Raw genomic sequence first — 15,049 nt, 5'->3', positions numbered from 1 at the left:
ACGGCCCCCGGGGCCGGGCAGTGGCAGAATCGAGCGCGGCGGGCGCCGTCCGCCGCCGGCCGCGACAGCGGCCCGGCCCCCCAGACCCCGCAGGGACGATGAGCACGTACCGCGACTTCGCACACCGCGGCTCCGCCCGCGCCACCGTCCTCAAGACCGTCGGCACCAAGGAACGCCGCTCGCACCTCACCGCTCCCCGCGTCCCCACGGTCGGGATCGACATCGGCGGTACGAAGGTGATGGCGGGCGTCGTGGACGCCGACGGCAACATCCTGGAACAGCTGCGCACCGAGACGCCGGACAAGTCCAAGAGCCCCAAGGTCGTCGAGGACACCATCGTCGAGCTGGTCCTGGACCTCTCCGACCGGCACGACGTCCACGCGGTGGGCATCGGCGCGGCGGGCTGGGTGGACGCGGACCGCTCCAAGGTCCTCTTCGCCCCGCACCTCGCCTGGCGCGACGAACCCCTGCGCGACGCCATCGCCTCCCGCCTCGTCGTCCCCGTCATGGTCGACAACGACGCCAACACCGCCGCCTGGGCGGAGTGGCGCTTCGGGGCGGGCCGCGGCGAGGACCACCTCGTCATGATCACGCTCGGTACGGGGATCGGCGGCGCGATCCTGGAGGACGGCCAGGTCAAGCGGGGCAAGTACGGGGTGGCCGGTGAGTTCGGCCATATGCAGGTGGTGCCCTCGGGCCACCGCTGCCCCTGCGGCAACCGGGGCTGCTGGGAGCAGTACAGCTCCGGCAACGCCCTGGTCCGCGAGGCCAGGGAGCTGGCCGCCGCCGACTCCCCGGTCGCGCACTATCTGCTGGACCGGGTGAAGGGCAACATCCCCGACATCACCGGTCCGCTCATCACCGAACTGGCCCGCGAGGGCGATGCCATGTGCATCGAACTCCTCCAGGACATCGGACAGTGGCTCGGCGTCGGCATCGCCAACCTGGCCGCCGCGCTCGACCCCTCCTGCTTCGTCATCGGGGGCGGCGTCAGCGCGGCGGACGACCTCCTGATCGGCCCGGCCCGGGACGCCTTCAAGCGCCACCTCACCGGCCGCGGCTACCGCCCCGAGGCCAGGATCGCCAAGGCGCAGCTCGGCCCGGAGGCGGGTATGGTCGGCGCCGCCGACCTCGCCCGGCTGGTCGCCCGCCGGTTCCGCCGGGCCAACCGGCGCCGCGTCGAGCGGTACGAGCGGTACGCGCAGATCTACGACCAGGCCGCGAGCACCATCCGCAACACCCGGTCGACCCGCACGGTCGACTGAACCGCAGCCGCCCGCCCGGCGTCTCAGCCTCCGTACCCCGCCCCGCAGCACGAGGGACCACCCTGATCATGATCGCAGCCGACCACCCCGTGGTGCCGCCCCAGTCCGAGTCGCCGGGCGGCGGGGAGAGCAAGCCGCCCGAGGACCGCCGACGGGTCTTCAAGCGGCGGTTCATTACGGCCACGATCATCGTGCTGCTGATCGGCATCCCGGCCGGCTACCTGCTGATCTCCGCGGGCCAGAGCCGCCGCTCGGGCAAGGACAAGGAAGCCGAGGCGGCGGCGCTGGGTCTCCGCGAGGGCTGGCCCTCCCGGATGCAGCGCCGGATCTTCGAGATCCCGATCCCCGGCAACGCCCTGGGGGTCCAGTACTACGAGACGAACAACTGGAAGGCCAGCCGGATGTACGCGAAGTTCCGGACGACCTCCGCCGGGCTCGACCGCTTCCTGACCGGCATGGGCACCGGCCGTGCGGCCCTGGAGCCCGGGGCCGTCAACATCAGCGCCCGGGACCTCGACATCACCGGCTGGCACTTCGGCCCGGGCGAGTACTGGGCGGGCACCACACACACCAACCACAAGCCGCGCCCCACCCAAACCATCACGGTCAATATGTCCGACCCGGCGAGCCCTGTCGTCTATGTCGTATCGGCGGCGACCCCCTGACGGACCGGGAGGGCGCGGCCGGGTGCCGTCGAATCCCGTGGCGCCGCAGTCGGCGGTGCCGACTATTTCTTTAATATTGACGTAAAGCCTTGAGTTGATCTTCGTGGTCCTCGGCTGGCGCAATTCCCTTGTGACATGGTTCACCTTGTGTGCAGGTGTAATGCACGGCACGCGATCCGGCCTGGAGGAGATCCATCGTTGCCGTCCCGGTCTTCGGATCGGCGTGACGCGGGTGCGGTGAGGGCGGATCGACGGGTATGCGCCAAGATCATTTTCGTTGACAAGTACAGGTGTTCGGTATTTGAATAGTGAAAATGTCAGGCGACAACTATGCTCTGACGCTGCTGCTCGTCTGCGGGGGGAAGGAACGAGTATGGGCACCATAGGTAATTTCACGCCTAGCGTCGAGGTACCGGGGCGGCGGAGGCCTTCCGACGGCTTACCTGATCATTCGGGACTGCTCGCCAGCTTGGGCGGAATGCTGGACAGGAGCGAAAAGGGACACAGCGCGGTCGCCGTGGTCCGCGGTCCCGTCGGCTGCGGCAAGACCCAGTTGCTCGCGTCCTTCGCCGCCCAGGTCGAGGCCCGGGGCGGCCTGTTCCTCCAGCGCACGCCGGCGCCCGCCCGCACGACGAAACCTGATGCGTCGGAGCCCACGACGTGATGGGGGAGGTCGTGACGGGTCGCCCAGCCACCCTCCCGGCCCAGCCGGCGCAGGAATCCGAAGGTCGACACCGGCTGGAACGTCGCCGACCACACGGTGTTGTAGTTGATCGAACTCGCCATCACGGCGATCAGGACCTCGTCCGGCGCGAGTTCCGGCAGCGGAACGCGGTCCACGTGCAGGGATTTGCGTACGTCCCTCTCGGGTAATCCGTCGAACATGTTCAGGTCGTCGACGCGCAGATGCGCGGCCAGATAGTCATCGGGCAGATCGATCTCCCCGATCCTCTCCGCGTCGACCCCTGCCAGCAGAGCTTCGGTCAACGCATCCATGCCAACCCTCTTTGTCGGAATTCAGCGGCTTTCGCGTGAGAGCCGCCGGCTCGGACCGAATGTCATGAGGGAAGGCACGATGTGCGACGAATTCCCCCGGCATCGGCTACGTTACGCATTCACCTCTCACCTTCCGTACCCTTAACAGGCCCCTAGGCGGCACCCCGTAAAGGGGGTCCTGGGCGTCGGCAGCGGTTTCCGTGAAGAGCAGGTAACGCACGCGTTTTCGGAGCACGAGAACGCCGGTCACACGGTCGCCCGACGGACTGTGACCGCTCTCACACCCCTGTTCTTCCTTCCCCTGTCCGCCGGCACCAGCAGGGGGCGAAGGTGCGCCGCGAGGTGCTGGGGGACGCCCATGTCGACGCGGTGACCGCCTCGGCCGACGCGTTCACCGAGGACTTCCAGGAGCTGGTCACCCGGTACGCCTGGGGCGAAGTCTGGAGCCGGGACGGGCTCGACCGCCGTACCCGCAGTTGCGTCACCCTTACCGCGCTCGTCGCCTCCGGCCGCCTGGAGGGCCTGGCCGCGCACACCCGCGCGGCTCTGCGTAACGGACTGACACCCGCCGAGATCAAGGAGGTTCTGCTGCACAGCGCCGTCTACTGCGGGATTCCGGCGGCCGGGGCGGCCTTCGACATCGCGCGGTCGGTGATCCAGGAGGAAACCACCCCGCCCACGTAGCAGGATGGAGACATGAACGCATCGCCTGAGGCAATCACGCTCACCAAGAAGACCCACTCCTGCGTGCGGATCGAGAAGGCGGGGCGCGTCCTGGTCATCGACCCGGGCGGCTTCTCCGAGGACGACGCGGCCCTCGGCGCCGACGTGCTCCTGGTCACGCACGAGCACCCGGACCACTTCGACGAGGCGCGGCTGCGGGCGGGGCTGGAGGCCGATCCGGCGGCCGAGATCTGGACGCTGCGCAGCGTGGCCGAGCGGCTTTCGGCCGCGTTCCCGGGGCGCGTGCACACGGTGGGCGACGGAGACGCGTTCTCGGCGGCCGGATTCGACGTCACCGTGCACGGCGAGCTGCACGCGGTGATCCACCCGGACATCCCGAGGATCACCAACATCGGCTTCCTGGTCGACGGTTCGGTCTTCCACCCCGGCGACGCGCTCACCGTACCCGAGCGCCCCGTGGACACCCTGCTGCTGCCGGTGATGGCCCCGTGGAACAAGATCTCCGAGGTCATCGACTACGTACGCGAGGTCGAGCCGCGCCGCGCCATCGACGTCCACGACGCCCTGCTGACCGATCTGGCGCGGCCGATCTACGACAACCAGATCGGCGCCCTGGGCGGCGCGGAGCACGACCGGCTGGCCCCGGGCGGCGTCACGCGGCTCTGACGGCCGGGACCCCGCCCCCCCGGCGACCGGGCGGCGGGGTTTCGCCGACTGTCAGTGGGAGCCGCTAGGTTTACCGGCATGCGCATCGCCACCTGGAACGTCAACTCGATCACCGCCCGGCTGCCGAGGCTGCTGGCCTGGCTGGAGAGCACCGGCACCGACGTGCTGTGCCTCCAGGAGACCAAGTGCACGGCCGAGCAGTTCCCCGCCGAAGCCCTCCGCGAGCTGGGGTACGAATCCGCCGTCAACGCCACCGGCCGGTGGAACGGGGTCGCGCTGCTCTCCCGGGTCGGCCTCACCGACGTCGTCACCGGGCTGCCGGGCGGCCCGGCGTACGACGGGGTGGAGGAGCCCCGCGCGATCTCCGCGACCTGCGGGCCGGTGCGCCTCTGGTCGGTCTACGTGCCCAACGGCCGGGAGATCGAGCACCCGCACTACGCGTACAAGCTGGCCTGGCTGGAGGCCCTGCGGAAGGCCGTGGCGGCTGACGCGGCGGGGAAGCCGCCGTTCGCGGTGCTGGGCGACTTCAACGTGGCCCCGACCGACGAGGACGTCTGGGACCCGGCGCTCTTCGCGGGCGCCACCCATGTGACGCCCGCCGAGCGCGCGGCCCTCTCCGCCCTGGAGGGGGAGGGGCTGGGCGAGGTCCTGCCCCGCCCGCTGAAGTACGACCGCGCCTACACCTTCTGGGACTACCGGGAGCTGCGCTTCCCGAAGAACAAGGGCATGCGGATCGACCTGACCTTCGGCAACCCCCCGTTCACCGCCGCCGTCACCGACAGCTACGTCGACCGTGAGGAGCGCAAGGGCAAGGGCGCGTCCGACCATGCGCCGGTCGTGGTGGACCTCGACCTCTGAGCGGGCCGTCAGTGCACGGAGAACCCGCCGTCCACGAAGACCGACTGCCCGGTGACGTACGCGGAGGAGCGCCCCGCGAGGAACACCGCGGCACCCGCGAAGTCCTCCGCCAGCCCGTTGCGCCCGACAAGGGTGCGGGCCGCGAGCGCGGCGACCTTCTGGGGGTCGGAGGCGAGCCGTTCGTTGAGCGGGGTCAGCACGAACCCCGGGACCAGGGTGTTCACGGTGACGCCGTACGGTGACCATGCCTCGGCCTGCGAGCGGGCCAGCGACTCCAGACCGCCCTTGGACACCCCGTACGCCCCGCTGTTCACGAAGGCGCGGTGGGCCTGTTGCGAGGTGACGTGGATGATGCGCCCGTACCCCCGCTCGGCCATCGCCGGCCCGAACCGCTGTCCCAGCAGGAACGGCGCCTTGAGGTTCACGGCCATGGTGGTGTCCCAGACGTCCTCACCGAGCTCGCCCAGGGGCGGCCGCTGGTTGATCCCGGCACAGTTCACGAGAATGTCCGGCTCCCCGAAGGCCTCGACCGCCCCCTCGGCCGCTGCCCGCACACCTTCGGGGGTCCCGAGGTCGGCACTCACCCAGGCGGCCCGGCACCCGTCGGCCTCCAACGCCTCGACGGCCGCCTGCAACTCGGCCTCCCGCCGGGCCACCACGACGACACTCGCCCCGGCCCGGGCGAGGGCCCCGGTGATGGCCCGACCGATCCCGGAACTCCCCCCGGTCACCACGGCGACCCGGCCGGCCAGCGAGAACAGGTCCGACACATACGTATGCGCACTCATGTCCGCACCCTAGAAGGGCGGCTTGCGGCCGCCCCGGCCGCCCCCGGACCGGCCGCCCCGGCCACCGAGGCCCGCGCGCCCTGTGGTGCGGAACCTGACAGGGATGGGACCCTAGTGGTATGAACATCCCCTTCTTGGACAACTGGCTTAAGCGTCAGGGTGGTACGCAGGGGCACGCGCTCGCGGCCGCCGTCGAGGCAGATCCCGACGGTGTGGCCGAGCTGCTCGCCGAATGCGAACTGCTGCGTGCCCGGGTGGGACAGCAAGGTCTCGAACTCGACGACACCCCCGCCTCGTTGGCCGCGCTCGACCAGCTGCCGCCCCGCTGGCGCGACGACCCCGAGGAGCTGCCCTGGCTGGGCAACGACGCCGGCCTCTATCTGGGCTCGGTCATCGTGCGCACCGTCCCGGGGGCCGCGTGGGACATCTGGCCGAGCGGGCAGCCGGTGGTGCGGCTGGAGTCCGGGCGGGAGATCGACGTCGTCGCCGCCGGGCTGGACTGGGCGATGTCGGGCAGCCCTGAGCTCTCCCAGGTGTACGCGGAGTCGGCCGAGAACTGAGGCCCCTGGCCGGACCCGCCCGCTCGGCCGACGGACCCGAAGGGCGATAAGCAGCCTTATGCGCCATTTGCGCGTGTCGGGTGCGAAGTCCCTTTCCGGGATGGATAGTTTGCGCTGACCTCGACACAGCGACAAGTGGGTAGGGCAGCGCATGGCCGTCGATCCGTTGATCGAACTGAGGGACGTCAACAAACACTTCGGAGAGTTGCACGTACTTCAGGACATCAATCTCACCGTCGGCCGCGGGGAGGTGGTGGTGGTCATCGGGCCCTCCGGCTCCGGCAAGTCCACGCTCTGCCGGGCGGTCAACCGGCTGGAGACGATCGAGTCCGGCTCCATCCTGATCGACGGCAGACCCCTGCCCGCCGAGGGCAAGGGCCTGGCCCAGCTCCGCGCCGAAGTCGGCATGGTCTTCCAGTCGTTCAACCTCTTCGCCCACAAGACCGTGCTGGCCAACGTGTCACTGGCCCAGCTCAAGGTCCGCAAGCGCAAGAAGGAGGAGGCCGACCGGCGCTCCCGGGAACTGCTGGAGCGGGTCGGCCTCGCCTCCCAGGCCGACAAGTTCCCCGCCCAGCTCTCCGGCGGCCAGCAGCAGCGCGTGGCGATCGCCCGCGCCCTGGCCATGGACCCCAAGGTGCTGCTCTTCGACGAGCCCACCTCGGCCCTCGACCCGGAGATGATCAACGAGGTGCTGGAAGTGATGCAGCAGCTCGCCCGGGAGGGCATGACCATGGTCGTGGTCACCCATGAGATGGGTTTCGCCCGGTCCGCCGCCAACCGGGTCGTCTTCATGGCCGACGGCCGCGTCGTCGAGGACCGCACCCCGGAGGACTTCTTCACCTCCCCGGAGAGCGACCGTGCCAAGGACTTCCTGTCCAAGATCCTCAAGCACTGACGGGGGGCTTCCTTTCGTGTCACGTACCAGAGATTCGCGTACCAGCGGTGACCGCGGGGTCCGCCGAACCGCGGTCCTCGCACTCTGCCTCCTGCTCGCCGTGCTCGCCGCGGCCTGCGGCAAGGAGGGCAGCCCGCCGGTGAAGGGCCCGAAGGCCGAGGCACTGCCGGTCTACCGGGTGGACAAGGGCTTCGAACTGCCCGGATCGGCCACCTGGCAAAAGGCGGAGCGGCGCGGCCACCTGATCGTCGGCGTCAAGGAGGACCAGCCCTACCTAGGCGAGAAGGACCCGGCCGGCGGTGTGTACTCCGGCTTCGACATCGAGATCGCCCGGATGATGGCGGCATCGCTCGGCTTCGAACCGAAGACCATCCGCTTCCGGACGATCGCCTCCGCGAACCGCGAGACCGCACTCCAGAACGGCCAGATCGACTACTACGTCGGCACCTACACCATCAACGACATGCGCAAGAAGCTCGTCGGCTTCGCCGGGCCGTACTACCTGGCCGGCCAGGGGCTCCTGGTGCGCACCGACGAGAACGACATCAAGGGCCCCCAGGACCTGGCCGGCAAGACCGTCTGCTCGGCGGCCGGCACCACGCCCTACCAGCGCATCGCCGAGGACTACCCCAAGGCGGTCCTCGTCGCCTACGACACGTACTCGGTCTGCGTCGACAACCTGCTGACCTACCAGGTCGACGCCGTCACCACCGACGACGCCATCCTGCTCGGCTTCGCGGCCAAGGCGCCCGACGAGATGAAGGTGGTCGGCACGTCCTTCTCCGAGGAGCCCTACGGGATCGGGGTGCAGCGCTCCGACAACGCGCTGCGGTTCGCCCTCGACGACGCGCTGGAGGCGAACGAGAAGAACGGCAACTGGAAGAAGGCGTTCGAAGCGACGCTGGGGCTCTCCGGAGTGCCCGCGCCGACCCCGCCGCCCATCGACCGCTACCCGGCGAACTGAGGGGGACGGCCCACCCATGGACGTACTGACAGACAACTTCTCCCTCTACGGCAAGGGCTTCCTCGGCACCGTCGAGCTGACCGTCTACGCCTCGGCCCTCGCCCTCGCCCTCGGCTTCGTGATGGCCTCCTTCCGCGTCGCCCCCGTCGGATCGCTGCGGGTGCTGGGCACGGTCTGGGTGACCGTGCTGCGCAACACCCCGCTGACGCTGCTGTTCTTCGCGGTCCTCCTCGGCCTGCCCCGGTTCGGTCTGGTGCTGCCTTTCCAGCTCTTCGCCGTCCTGGCGCTCGGCTGCTACACCTCCGCGTTCATCTGCGAGGTGCTGCGCTCCGGCATCAACACCGTGCCCACCGGCCAGGGCGAGGCCGCCCGCAGCCTCGGGATGACCTTCGGGCAGACCCTGAACAACGTCGTCCTGCCCCAGGCCTTCCGTTCGGTGATCCCGCCCGTCGGATCGACGCTCATCGCGCTGGCCAAGAACTCCGCGATCGCGGGAGCGTTCAGCGTCACCGAACTCCTCGGCACCTACCGCACGCTCAACGAGCTGGGCTACAGCATCATCTGGACGTTCATCTGGATCGCCGTCGGCTACCTGATCATCACCCTCACCATCAGTGCGCTCTTCAACGTGATGGAGAAGCGCTGGGGAGTCGCACGATGACCCATGCCCCCTCGGCCTCCGCGCTCTACGACATCCCGGGGCCGCAGACCCGCAGACGGCATCTCCTGTACGGGATCGTCTCGACGGCCGTGATCCTCGCCCTCGTCGGCTGGATCATCCACCTGCTCTTCGACACCGACCAGTTCACCGCCGAGAAGTGGCGCCCCTTCGAATACCAGGGCATCCAGGAACTGCTGCTGCGCGGCCTCGGCAACACGCTCAAGGCGTTCGGGTACGCCGCCGTCCTCTCCCTCGCCCTGGGTGCGGTCCTCGCGGTCGGCCGGCTCTCCGTGCACCGGCCGGTGCGCTGGATCTCCACCCTGCTGGTCGAGTTCTTCCGGGCCATGCCGGTGCTGGTGATGATCTTCTTCATCTTCGTGGCGCTGAAGGTCCAGGCGCTGCCCGCCCTGGTCGCCGGGCTGACCCTCTACAACGGCTCGGTCCTCGCGGAGGTCTTCCGGACCGGGATCGACTCCGTGGACCGGGGCCAGCGGGAGGCCGCGTACGCCCTGGGGATGCGCAAGACCCAGGTCACGACGTTCGTCCTGGCCCCCCAGGCGGTACGCGCGATGCTGCCGACCATCATCAGTCAGCTGGTGGTCGCGCTCAAGGACACCTCACTGGGCTATCTGATCACCTACGAGGAATTCCTCCACGCGGGAAAGCTGATCGCGTCGAATCTCGACTACGATCTTCCCTTCATCCCTGTCGTGATGGTGATCTCTCCGATCTACATCGGCATGTGCATGTTGCTCTCGTGGTTCGCCACCTGGGTGGCGCGAAGGCAGCGGCGCAATCCGAGGACGGAGGCGGTGGGGGTGGCCCCGGCCGAGCCGGGGAAGCTGCTGCCGGGCGGGCAGTAGCCGGGCCCTGCCCGCCCGGCAGCAGTCGGTGATCACTTCTCGCGCAGCGGGACCGAGAGATGACTCGGGTCCGTGGAGGGCGAGGAGAAGGTCAGCTGCGCGCCGGTCGGGTTGTGCTCGATGTACAGCGGATCGACAGTGTCGATCACCAGGGCGAGCCGGTGGCCGGCCGGGACGTCGTAGGCCGTGGAGTACAGCTCCAGGTCGACGGGGAACGGCCGGCCCGGCGTCTGCCCGTGGAACGTGTACGGGGCGTTGCTGACCAGCTTGCCCACACCGAGCGGCCCCACGTCGTAGAGGTACGCGACGAAGGTGCCGCTCGACTTGGTGCTGGTGACCGTGGTGTGCAGCTTCGAGGTCCCCCGCACGCGCTGCTCGGAGCCGTATCTCTCCGACTGCCAGACGCTCGCGAAGGTGCGGGGCAGAAGGGGTACGGAGACGGTGGGCGGCAGCTTCAGGAACTGGTCCAGGGCGTTGGAGAGCAGCGTGATGCCGCCGTTGGCGCCCGAGTCGACGTTCGCCCACACCTTCTTCGTACCGTCGAGCTGTATGCGGTTCTTCGCCGCGCCCACCGACTTCCAGTCCGGGTAGCCCTCGTACCCCTTGTCGTTGCGGGACTTGAGCTGGACGGGGAGCTCGGTGTCGATGCCGTTGCGCTCGCCCTTGAGGTGGCGGTCGAACCAGCGCCGGGTGTTCGTCCAGGTGTCGTTGGGCAGCCCGAACAGGCCGGTCAGCTCGGCGGTGGCGTGATCGCCGGGGCGGAACTCCAGCCGCTTGGGACCGGTGAGCTTCTCGTAGAACGAGGCGTACTGGTTGGGCGGGAAGATCGTGTCGCCCCAGGCGTTGCCCATCATGATGGCCGCGCCGTTGGCGTTGATCTTGTCGAGGTAGGTCGCGGGGGAGCGCTTGGCGCCCCAGGCGATCATCTCGGGCTCCTTGGCCAGGTTCGACCCGAGGAAGTCCTGGAGCGTCTGGGAGAGTTCGTCGCTGGGGCGGCCGGTGATCAGCCCGGCGCCGCCGAGCAGTGCCGCGGCCTGGAGGTGCTGGGTCCGCCCGCTGTAGATCGAGTCGATCAGGTCGGCCCACCCGCTGAGCGCGGCCACCGCCTTGATCCGCGGGTCGTGCCCGGCCGCCAGCAGGCTGATACCCGCCCCGTAGGAGACTCCGCCCATGCCGATGCGGTCCGGGTCGGCCGAGGTGTTCGCCAGCGCCCAGTCGATGACGGCGGAGGCGTCCGCGATGTCCGGCGGACCGGCCACCTCGATCTTCCCGCCGGAGAGCCAGAAGCCGCGCGAGGTGTAACTCACCACCACGTAACCGGAGTCGGCGAGTTTCTGCGCCTGCGCCAGATACTCGATCTGCGGCATGGCCCAGCTGGTCGGGAAGACGACCAGCGGATGCTTCGCCCCGGCCGGGGCTCCGGACGGTGTGACCACATTGCCCTTGAGCGTGATGCCCCCGGAGCCGGGGATGTCGTGGAACGTCAGGCCCGGCGCGGTGGCGCTCGCCGGGGCGGGGGCGGGGGCGGCGACGGCCGCCGGAGCCGCGCCGAGGGCGGCTCCGGTCAGCAGGACGGCGGCGGTGGTGATCGAAGCGGTGGTGCGCAGTGCCGGTTTCGGACGTACCACGGGTCACTCCTCACGCGGGTCAGTGCAAAGTGACCCGACGGTAACCTCAGTTCCTTACCGCTGGTAACTACTGGGTGTGTTGCGTGAAGGTAACGATTGTTGGACGCCGTGTCAGTAGCCGCTCACTTCAGCGCGCTCTTCGTCTGCCAGTCGGACCACGACACGTTCCACGCGCCGTACCCGTTGCCCTCGGCGACCGTGCCCTTGGCGTCGGCGCCGGTGATCTCGAACGGGTCGCCCGCCCGCACCTGCCCGTAGAGCGCGGACGCGTCGGCGTCGCTCATCCCGAGACAGCCCGAACTGCGGTTGGCGTTGCCGAAGTAGCCGGAGTTCCACGGCGCGGCGTGCGCGTACATACCCGACCAGGTCAGCCGCATCGAGTAGTCGACCATCTTGTCGTAGGCGTCGCCGAGGCCCACCGTTTCGGAGCGCATGTTGATCGTGCCCTCCTTCGACATCAGGACGGCGGTGCCCCGCCAGGACGCCTTGTCGCCGCCCGGCGTACCACCCGACATCGGCGCCGTCAGCACCTGCCTGCCGTCGCGGTGCAAGGACAGGCGGTGCCCGTCGAGATCGACCTTGACCACCTGGGCCGCGCCGATGGTGAACGTCGTCGCGTAGTCACGGACGAACCAGCCGCCGTCCGCCCCCGTGTCGATGCCGTTCAGTTCCGCCGCCAGAGTGACCTTCGTACCGGGCTTCCAGTACTCCTTGGGCCGCCAGTCGACGCGGTCCTTGCCCGAGTAGTCCTGTAGCCAGCCCCAGGAGCCCTCGGTCCTGTTGGAGGTGGACACCTTCAGGGCCTTCTCGACCGCCGCCTTGTTCTTCACCGGGTGGTCGAAGACGACCGACAGCGGCTGGGCGATGCCGACCGTGGTGTTCTTGCCCGGGGCCAGCGAGAGCTTGTTCACCTTCTCCGCCTCGGCGGTGGTGAACGTGGCCGTGTCGCTGCCCCCGTCCGCGTCCTCGGCCTCGACCGTGTACGCGGTGCCCGGCGCGGCGGCCCGCTCGGATGTCCAGGTCCGGCCGTCGGCGGATATCTTCCCGGTCAGCGCACCGCCCTCGCCCGCCGTCACCGACACCGTCTTCAGCTTCCCCCGGGCCAGCGTGACCTTCACCGGTTCACCCGGGACGGCCGCCGCCCCTCGGAGGCTGACCGAGATGCTGGTCCCGGGCCCCTTGCCGTCCCCACCCTCCCGCGCGGCGGAACCGGCCGCTCCACCGCCCGAACAGCCCGTGAGCGCGGCGGCGAGCAGCGCCGCCGGGACGGTCAGGGCGAGCCGGGCGCTCCGGCCGGTCGGAGCGGTACGACGGATGCGCGGGCGTGCGGAACTCAACGGAAAAACCTCCAGGGCGACAGGACTCGACAGGTGAGAGGCGATTTCCCCTCTGCCGGGTTCCGTTTCCCCCATGTCGGATTCCGCCCGCGCCCTCCTCGCCGGTGCCCGTCGGTGGGGAACGCCCGCCACCCTCAGGCCGAGGGGGACCTCGCCGGGCGCGGCGGGGCCCGTCCGTCATAGCCGGGCATTTCATCGGTCATTCGGGTAACCGTTCGAGGCGGTCCTGACGATCCGGGTGCCCGCGGGCTAGCCTGCGCGGAGATCCGTTTACTGGAGGTTCGTATGCACCGTTCCGTCGGCCGGAACATGTCGATAGTGGCCGCGCTCGCCGTCCTCGCCTCGCTCGGAGTCGCCGCTCCGGCGGGTTCCGCCGAAACCGACCAGCGGCATCCCGTCCCGCCCAAGTCCCCGGTGGCGGTGGGGTACGGGGGAGCGGTGGCCAGCGTCGACCGGGACGCGTCGGCCGCCGGGATCGAGGTGCTGCGCAAGGGCGGCAACGCGGTGGACGCCGCCGTGGCGACCGCTGCCGCGCTCGGGGTGACCGAGCCGTATTCCGCGGGCATCGGCGGCGGAGGCTACTTCGTCCACTACGACGCGAAGAAACGCACCGTCAGGACCATCGACGGGCGCGAGACCGCGCCGCGCAGCGCGGACGCCTCCCTCTTCCTGGAGAACGGCAAGCCCATCCCGTTCGAGGAAGGGGTCACCAGCGGTCTCTCCGTCGGCACCCCCGGCACTCCGGCCACCTGGGAGCGGGCACTCGACGCGTGGGGCTCCACGCCCCTGCGTACGCTGCTGAAGCCGGCCGAGCGCCTGGCCCGGGACGGCTTCGTGGTGGACTCCACCTTCCGTTCGCAGACGGCCGCCAACCAGGCCCGCTTCGCCGACTTCCCGGCCTCCGCGAAGCTGTTCCTGCCGGGCGGTGAACTGCCCGCGGTCGGCTCGGTGTTCAAGAACCCCGACCTGGCCCGTACGTACGACGAGCTCAGCCGCAAGGGTGTCGGGGCGCTGTACCGGGGCGAGTTGGCCGACGACATCGTCCGTACGGTCCGCAAGCCGCCCGTCGACCCGCGGGCCACCCGGACCGTCCGCCCCGGCGACCTCACCCGCAAGGACCTGGCCGGCTACCGCACGCTCCGGCAGGAGCCGACGAAGATCGGCTACCGGGGCCTGGACGTGTACGGCATGGCGCCCTCCTCGTCCGGCGGTACGACCGTGGGCCAGGCGCTCAACATGCTGGAGTCCACCGACCTTTCGCGGGCGAGCCGGACCCGTTACCTCCACCGGCTCATCGAGGCGAGCCGGATCGCCTTCGCCGACCGGGGGCGCTGGGTGGGCGACCCGGCCTTCGAGGACGTCCCCACGAAGGAACTGCTGAGCCAGCGGTTCGCCGACGCGCGCGGGTGCCTGATCAAGGACGACGCGGCGCTGACCAGCCCGGTCGCCCCCGGTGACCCGCGCAACCCGGCCCGCTGCGGGAGCGGTGGTACGGCGGCGCCGACGACGTTCGAGGGGGAGAACACCACCCACCTGACGACGGCCGACAAGTGGGGCAACGTCGTCTCCTACACCCTGACCATCGAGTCCACCGGCGGCAGCGGGATCACGGTCCCCGGCCGTGGCTTCCTCCTCAACAACGAGCTGACCGACTTCTCCTTCGCCCCGGCCAATCCGGCGGTGCACGACCCGAACCTGCCGGGCCCGGGCAAGCGGCCCCGCTCGTCGATGTCCCCGACCATCGTGCTCCAGCACGGCAAGCCGGTCCTCGCCCTCGGCTCGCCGGGCGGCGCCACGATCATCACCACCGTGCTCCAGTCCCTGACCGGCCATCTCGACCGCGGCCTGCCGCTCGTCGAGGCCATCGCCGCGCCGCGCGCCAGCCAGCGCAACGCGGCGACCACCGAGATCGAGCCGGACCTGTGGAACAGCCCGGTCCGTGCCGAGCTCGAAGCGCTCGGCCACGCCTTCCGGCAGAACCCGGAGATCGGCGCCGCCACCGGCGTACAGCGGCTGCCCGACGGCCGCTGGCTGGCGGCGGCGGAGAAGGTGCGGCGGGGCGGTGGCTCGGCCATGGTGGTCCAGCCGGGCGGCAGGGGCTGACCCGGCCGGACGCAGCAGGGCGGCGGGGCCCGGGCCCCCCCCCCCCCCCCCGGGGGGGCGCGCCCCCCCCCCCCCCGGGGGGGGCGGGGGTCCCCGACCGGGCGGGCGGGGGCCCC

14 protein-coding genes and 1 pseudogene are annotated in these 15,049 nt (G+C 70.2%); 11 read left to right on the top strand and 4 right to left on the bottom strand.

Translation table 11 applies throughout. The features are described from left to right. Positions 1 to 98: 98 nt before the first annotated feature. Both ACIQAK_RS20940 and ACIQAK_RS20935 read left to right on the top strand, forming a co-directional pair. Positions 99 to 1,265 carry an ROK family glucokinase gene (locus tag ACIQAK_RS20940; protein WP_015612388.1) on the top strand — a complete coding sequence of 389 codons (1,167 nt, stop codon included), beginning with the start codon at positions 99 to 101 and terminating at the stop codon, positions 1,263 to 1,265. 68 nt (positions 1,266 to 1,333) lie between these two features. Then, complete coding sequence (locus ACIQAK_RS20935; RefSeq protein WP_366390089.1) at positions 1,334 to 1,930, top strand: hypothetical protein; 597 nt, start codon at positions 1,334 to 1,336, stop codon at positions 1,928 to 1,930. 447 nt (positions 1,931 to 2,377) lie between these two features. Here ACIQAK_RS20935 and ACIQAK_RS20930 read toward each other — a convergent pair whose 3' ends face one another. Beyond that, positions 2,378 to 2,926, bottom strand: coding sequence for a hypothetical protein (locus tag ACIQAK_RS20930; protein ID WP_366390090.1), 549 nt, complete (start codon positions 2,924 to 2,926; stop codon positions 2,378 to 2,380). 309 nt (positions 2,927 to 3,235) lie between these two features. Here ACIQAK_RS20930 and pcaC point away from each other — a divergent pair. The 3 genes and pseudogenes from pcaC to ACIQAK_RS20915 form a co-directional block, all read left to right on the top strand. Beyond that, positions 3,236 to 3,610 (top strand): annotated as a pseudogene (pcaC, locus tag ACIQAK_RS20925) (4-carboxymuconolactone decarboxylase); the annotation flags it as partial. Positions 3,611 to 3,622: 12 nt separating this feature from the next. Continuing rightward, the gene (locus ACIQAK_RS20920; RefSeq protein ID WP_366390091.1) at positions 3,623 to 4,276 is read left to right on the top strand and encodes an MBL fold metallo-hydrolase; all 654 of its coding nucleotides are present in this window, start codon (positions 3,623 to 3,625) and stop codon (positions 4,274 to 4,276) included. 78 nt (positions 4,277 to 4,354) lie between these two features. Then, entirely contained in the window at positions 4,355 to 5,134 is a 780-nt protein-coding gene (locus tag ACIQAK_RS20915; RefSeq protein WP_366390092.1) for an exodeoxyribonuclease III, read from the top strand. Positions 5,135 to 5,142: 8 nt separating this feature from the next. On the opposite strand, the gene ACIQAK_RS20910 is transcribed toward ACIQAK_RS20915, so the two are convergent. Beyond that, complete coding sequence (locus tag ACIQAK_RS20910; RefSeq protein WP_366390093.1) at positions 5,143 to 5,922, bottom strand: SDR family oxidoreductase; 780 nt, start codon at positions 5,920 to 5,922, stop codon at positions 5,143 to 5,145. A gap of 119 nt (positions 5,923 to 6,041) precedes the next feature. On the opposite strand from ACIQAK_RS20910, the gene ACIQAK_RS20905 reads away from it, so the two are divergent. The 5 genes from ACIQAK_RS20905 to ACIQAK_RS20885 all read left to right on the top strand — a co-directional run bounded on the left by ACIQAK_RS20905 (position 6,042) and on the right by ACIQAK_RS20885 (position 9,865). Then, positions 6,042 to 6,482 (top strand): DUF6278 family protein, encoded by a 441-nt coding sequence (locus ACIQAK_RS20905; RefSeq protein WP_366390094.1) that lies wholly within the window; start codon positions 6,042 to 6,044, stop codon positions 6,480 to 6,482. 151 nt (positions 6,483 to 6,633) lie between these two features. Then, entirely contained in the window at positions 6,634 to 7,377 is a 744-nt protein-coding gene (locus ACIQAK_RS20900) for an amino acid ABC transporter ATP-binding protein (protein ID WP_366390095.1), read from the top strand. 16 nt (positions 7,378 to 7,393) lie between these two features. Continuing rightward, a complete protein-coding gene (locus tag ACIQAK_RS20895) occupies positions 7,394 to 8,341 on the top strand; it encodes a glutamate ABC transporter substrate-binding protein (protein WP_401369191.1) in 948 nt (315 codons plus the stop codon). A 16-nt stretch (positions 8,342 to 8,357) separates the two neighbouring features. Beyond that, entirely contained in the window at positions 8,358 to 9,002 is a 645-nt protein-coding gene (locus tag ACIQAK_RS20890; protein ID WP_366390096.1) for an amino acid ABC transporter permease, read from the top strand. After that, positions 8,999 to 9,865 carry an amino acid ABC transporter permease gene (locus ACIQAK_RS20885; RefSeq protein WP_366390097.1) on the top strand — a complete coding sequence of 289 codons (867 nt, stop codon included), beginning with the start codon at positions 8,999 to 9,001 and terminating at the stop codon, positions 9,863 to 9,865. The genes ACIQAK_RS20890 and ACIQAK_RS20885 overlap by 4 nt, the downstream gene beginning before the upstream one ends. A gap of 32 nt (positions 9,866 to 9,897) precedes the next feature. Here ACIQAK_RS20885 and ACIQAK_RS20880 read toward each other — a convergent pair whose 3' ends face one another. Both ACIQAK_RS20880 and ACIQAK_RS20875 read right to left on the bottom strand, forming a co-directional pair. Beyond that, positions 9,898 to 11,493: a CocE/NonD family hydrolase gene (locus tag ACIQAK_RS20880; protein ID WP_366390098.1), complete on the bottom strand. Its 1,596-nt coding sequence runs from the start codon at positions 11,491 to 11,493 to the stop codon at positions 9,898 to 9,900. A gap of 122 nt (positions 11,494 to 11,615) precedes the next feature. Next, entirely contained in the window at positions 11,616 to 12,830 is a 1,215-nt protein-coding gene (locus ACIQAK_RS20875) for an Ig-like domain-containing protein (RefSeq protein WP_366390099.1), read from the bottom strand. A 285-nt stretch (positions 12,831 to 13,115) separates the two neighbouring features. Between ACIQAK_RS20875 and ggt the strand changes: the two genes are divergently transcribed. Continuing rightward, entirely contained in the window at positions 13,116 to 14,933 is a 1,818-nt protein-coding gene (gene ggt / locus ACIQAK_RS20870) for a gamma-glutamyltransferase (protein WP_366390100.1), read from the top strand. The last annotated feature ends 116 nt before the right edge of the window (positions 14,934 to 15,049 follow it).

Source organism: Streptomyces sp. NPDC088706, from assembly GCF_044752765.1.
Lineage (GTDB): Bacteria > Actinomycetota > Actinomycetes > Streptomycetales > Streptomycetaceae > Streptomyces.
Note: the sequence above shows the minus strand (reverse complement) of the source record. Positions and strands in the feature narration are given on the sequence as shown.

Bases quoted from the DNA above. Each gene is read 5' to 3' on its own strand.
- ACIQAK_RS20905 (WP_366390094.1), top strand. From the start codon at position 6,042: ATGAACATCCCCTTCTTGGACAACTGGCTTAAGCGTCAGGGTGGTACG.
- ACIQAK_RS20890 (WP_366390096.1), top strand. From the start codon at position 8,358: ATGGACGTACTGACAGACAACTTCTCCCTCTACGGCAAGGGCTTCCTC.
- ACIQAK_RS20935 (WP_366390089.1), top strand. From the start codon at position 1,334: ATGATCGCAGCCGACCACCCCGTGGTGCCGCCCCAGTCCGAGTCGCCG.
- ACIQAK_RS20940 (WP_015612388.1), top strand. From the start codon at position 99: ATGAGCACGTACCGCGACTTCGCACACCGCGGCTCCGCCCGCGCCACC.
- ACIQAK_RS20930 (WP_366390090.1), bottom strand. From the start codon at position 2,926: ATGGATGCGTTGACCGAAGCTCTGCTGGCAGGGGTCGACGCGGAGAGG.
- ggt (WP_366390100.1), top strand. From the start codon at position 13,116: ATGCACCGTTCCGTCGGCCGGAACATGTCGATAGTGGCCGCGCTCGCC.
- ACIQAK_RS20910 (WP_366390093.1), bottom strand. From the start codon at position 5,922: ATGAGTGCGCATACGTATGTGTCGGACCTGTTCTCGCTGGCCGGCCGG.
- ACIQAK_RS20885 (WP_366390097.1), top strand. From the start codon at position 8,999: ATGACCCATGCCCCCTCGGCCTCCGCGCTCTACGACATCCCGGGGCCG.
- ACIQAK_RS20900 (WP_366390095.1), top strand. From the start codon at position 6,634: ATGGCCGTCGATCCGTTGATCGAACTGAGGGACGTCAACAAACACTTC.
- ACIQAK_RS20920 (WP_366390091.1), top strand. From the start codon at position 3,623: ATGAACGCATCGCCTGAGGCAATCACGCTCACCAAGAAGACCCACTCC.
- ACIQAK_RS20915 (WP_366390092.1), top strand. From the start codon at position 4,355: ATGCGCATCGCCACCTGGAACGTCAACTCGATCACCGCCCGGCTGCCG.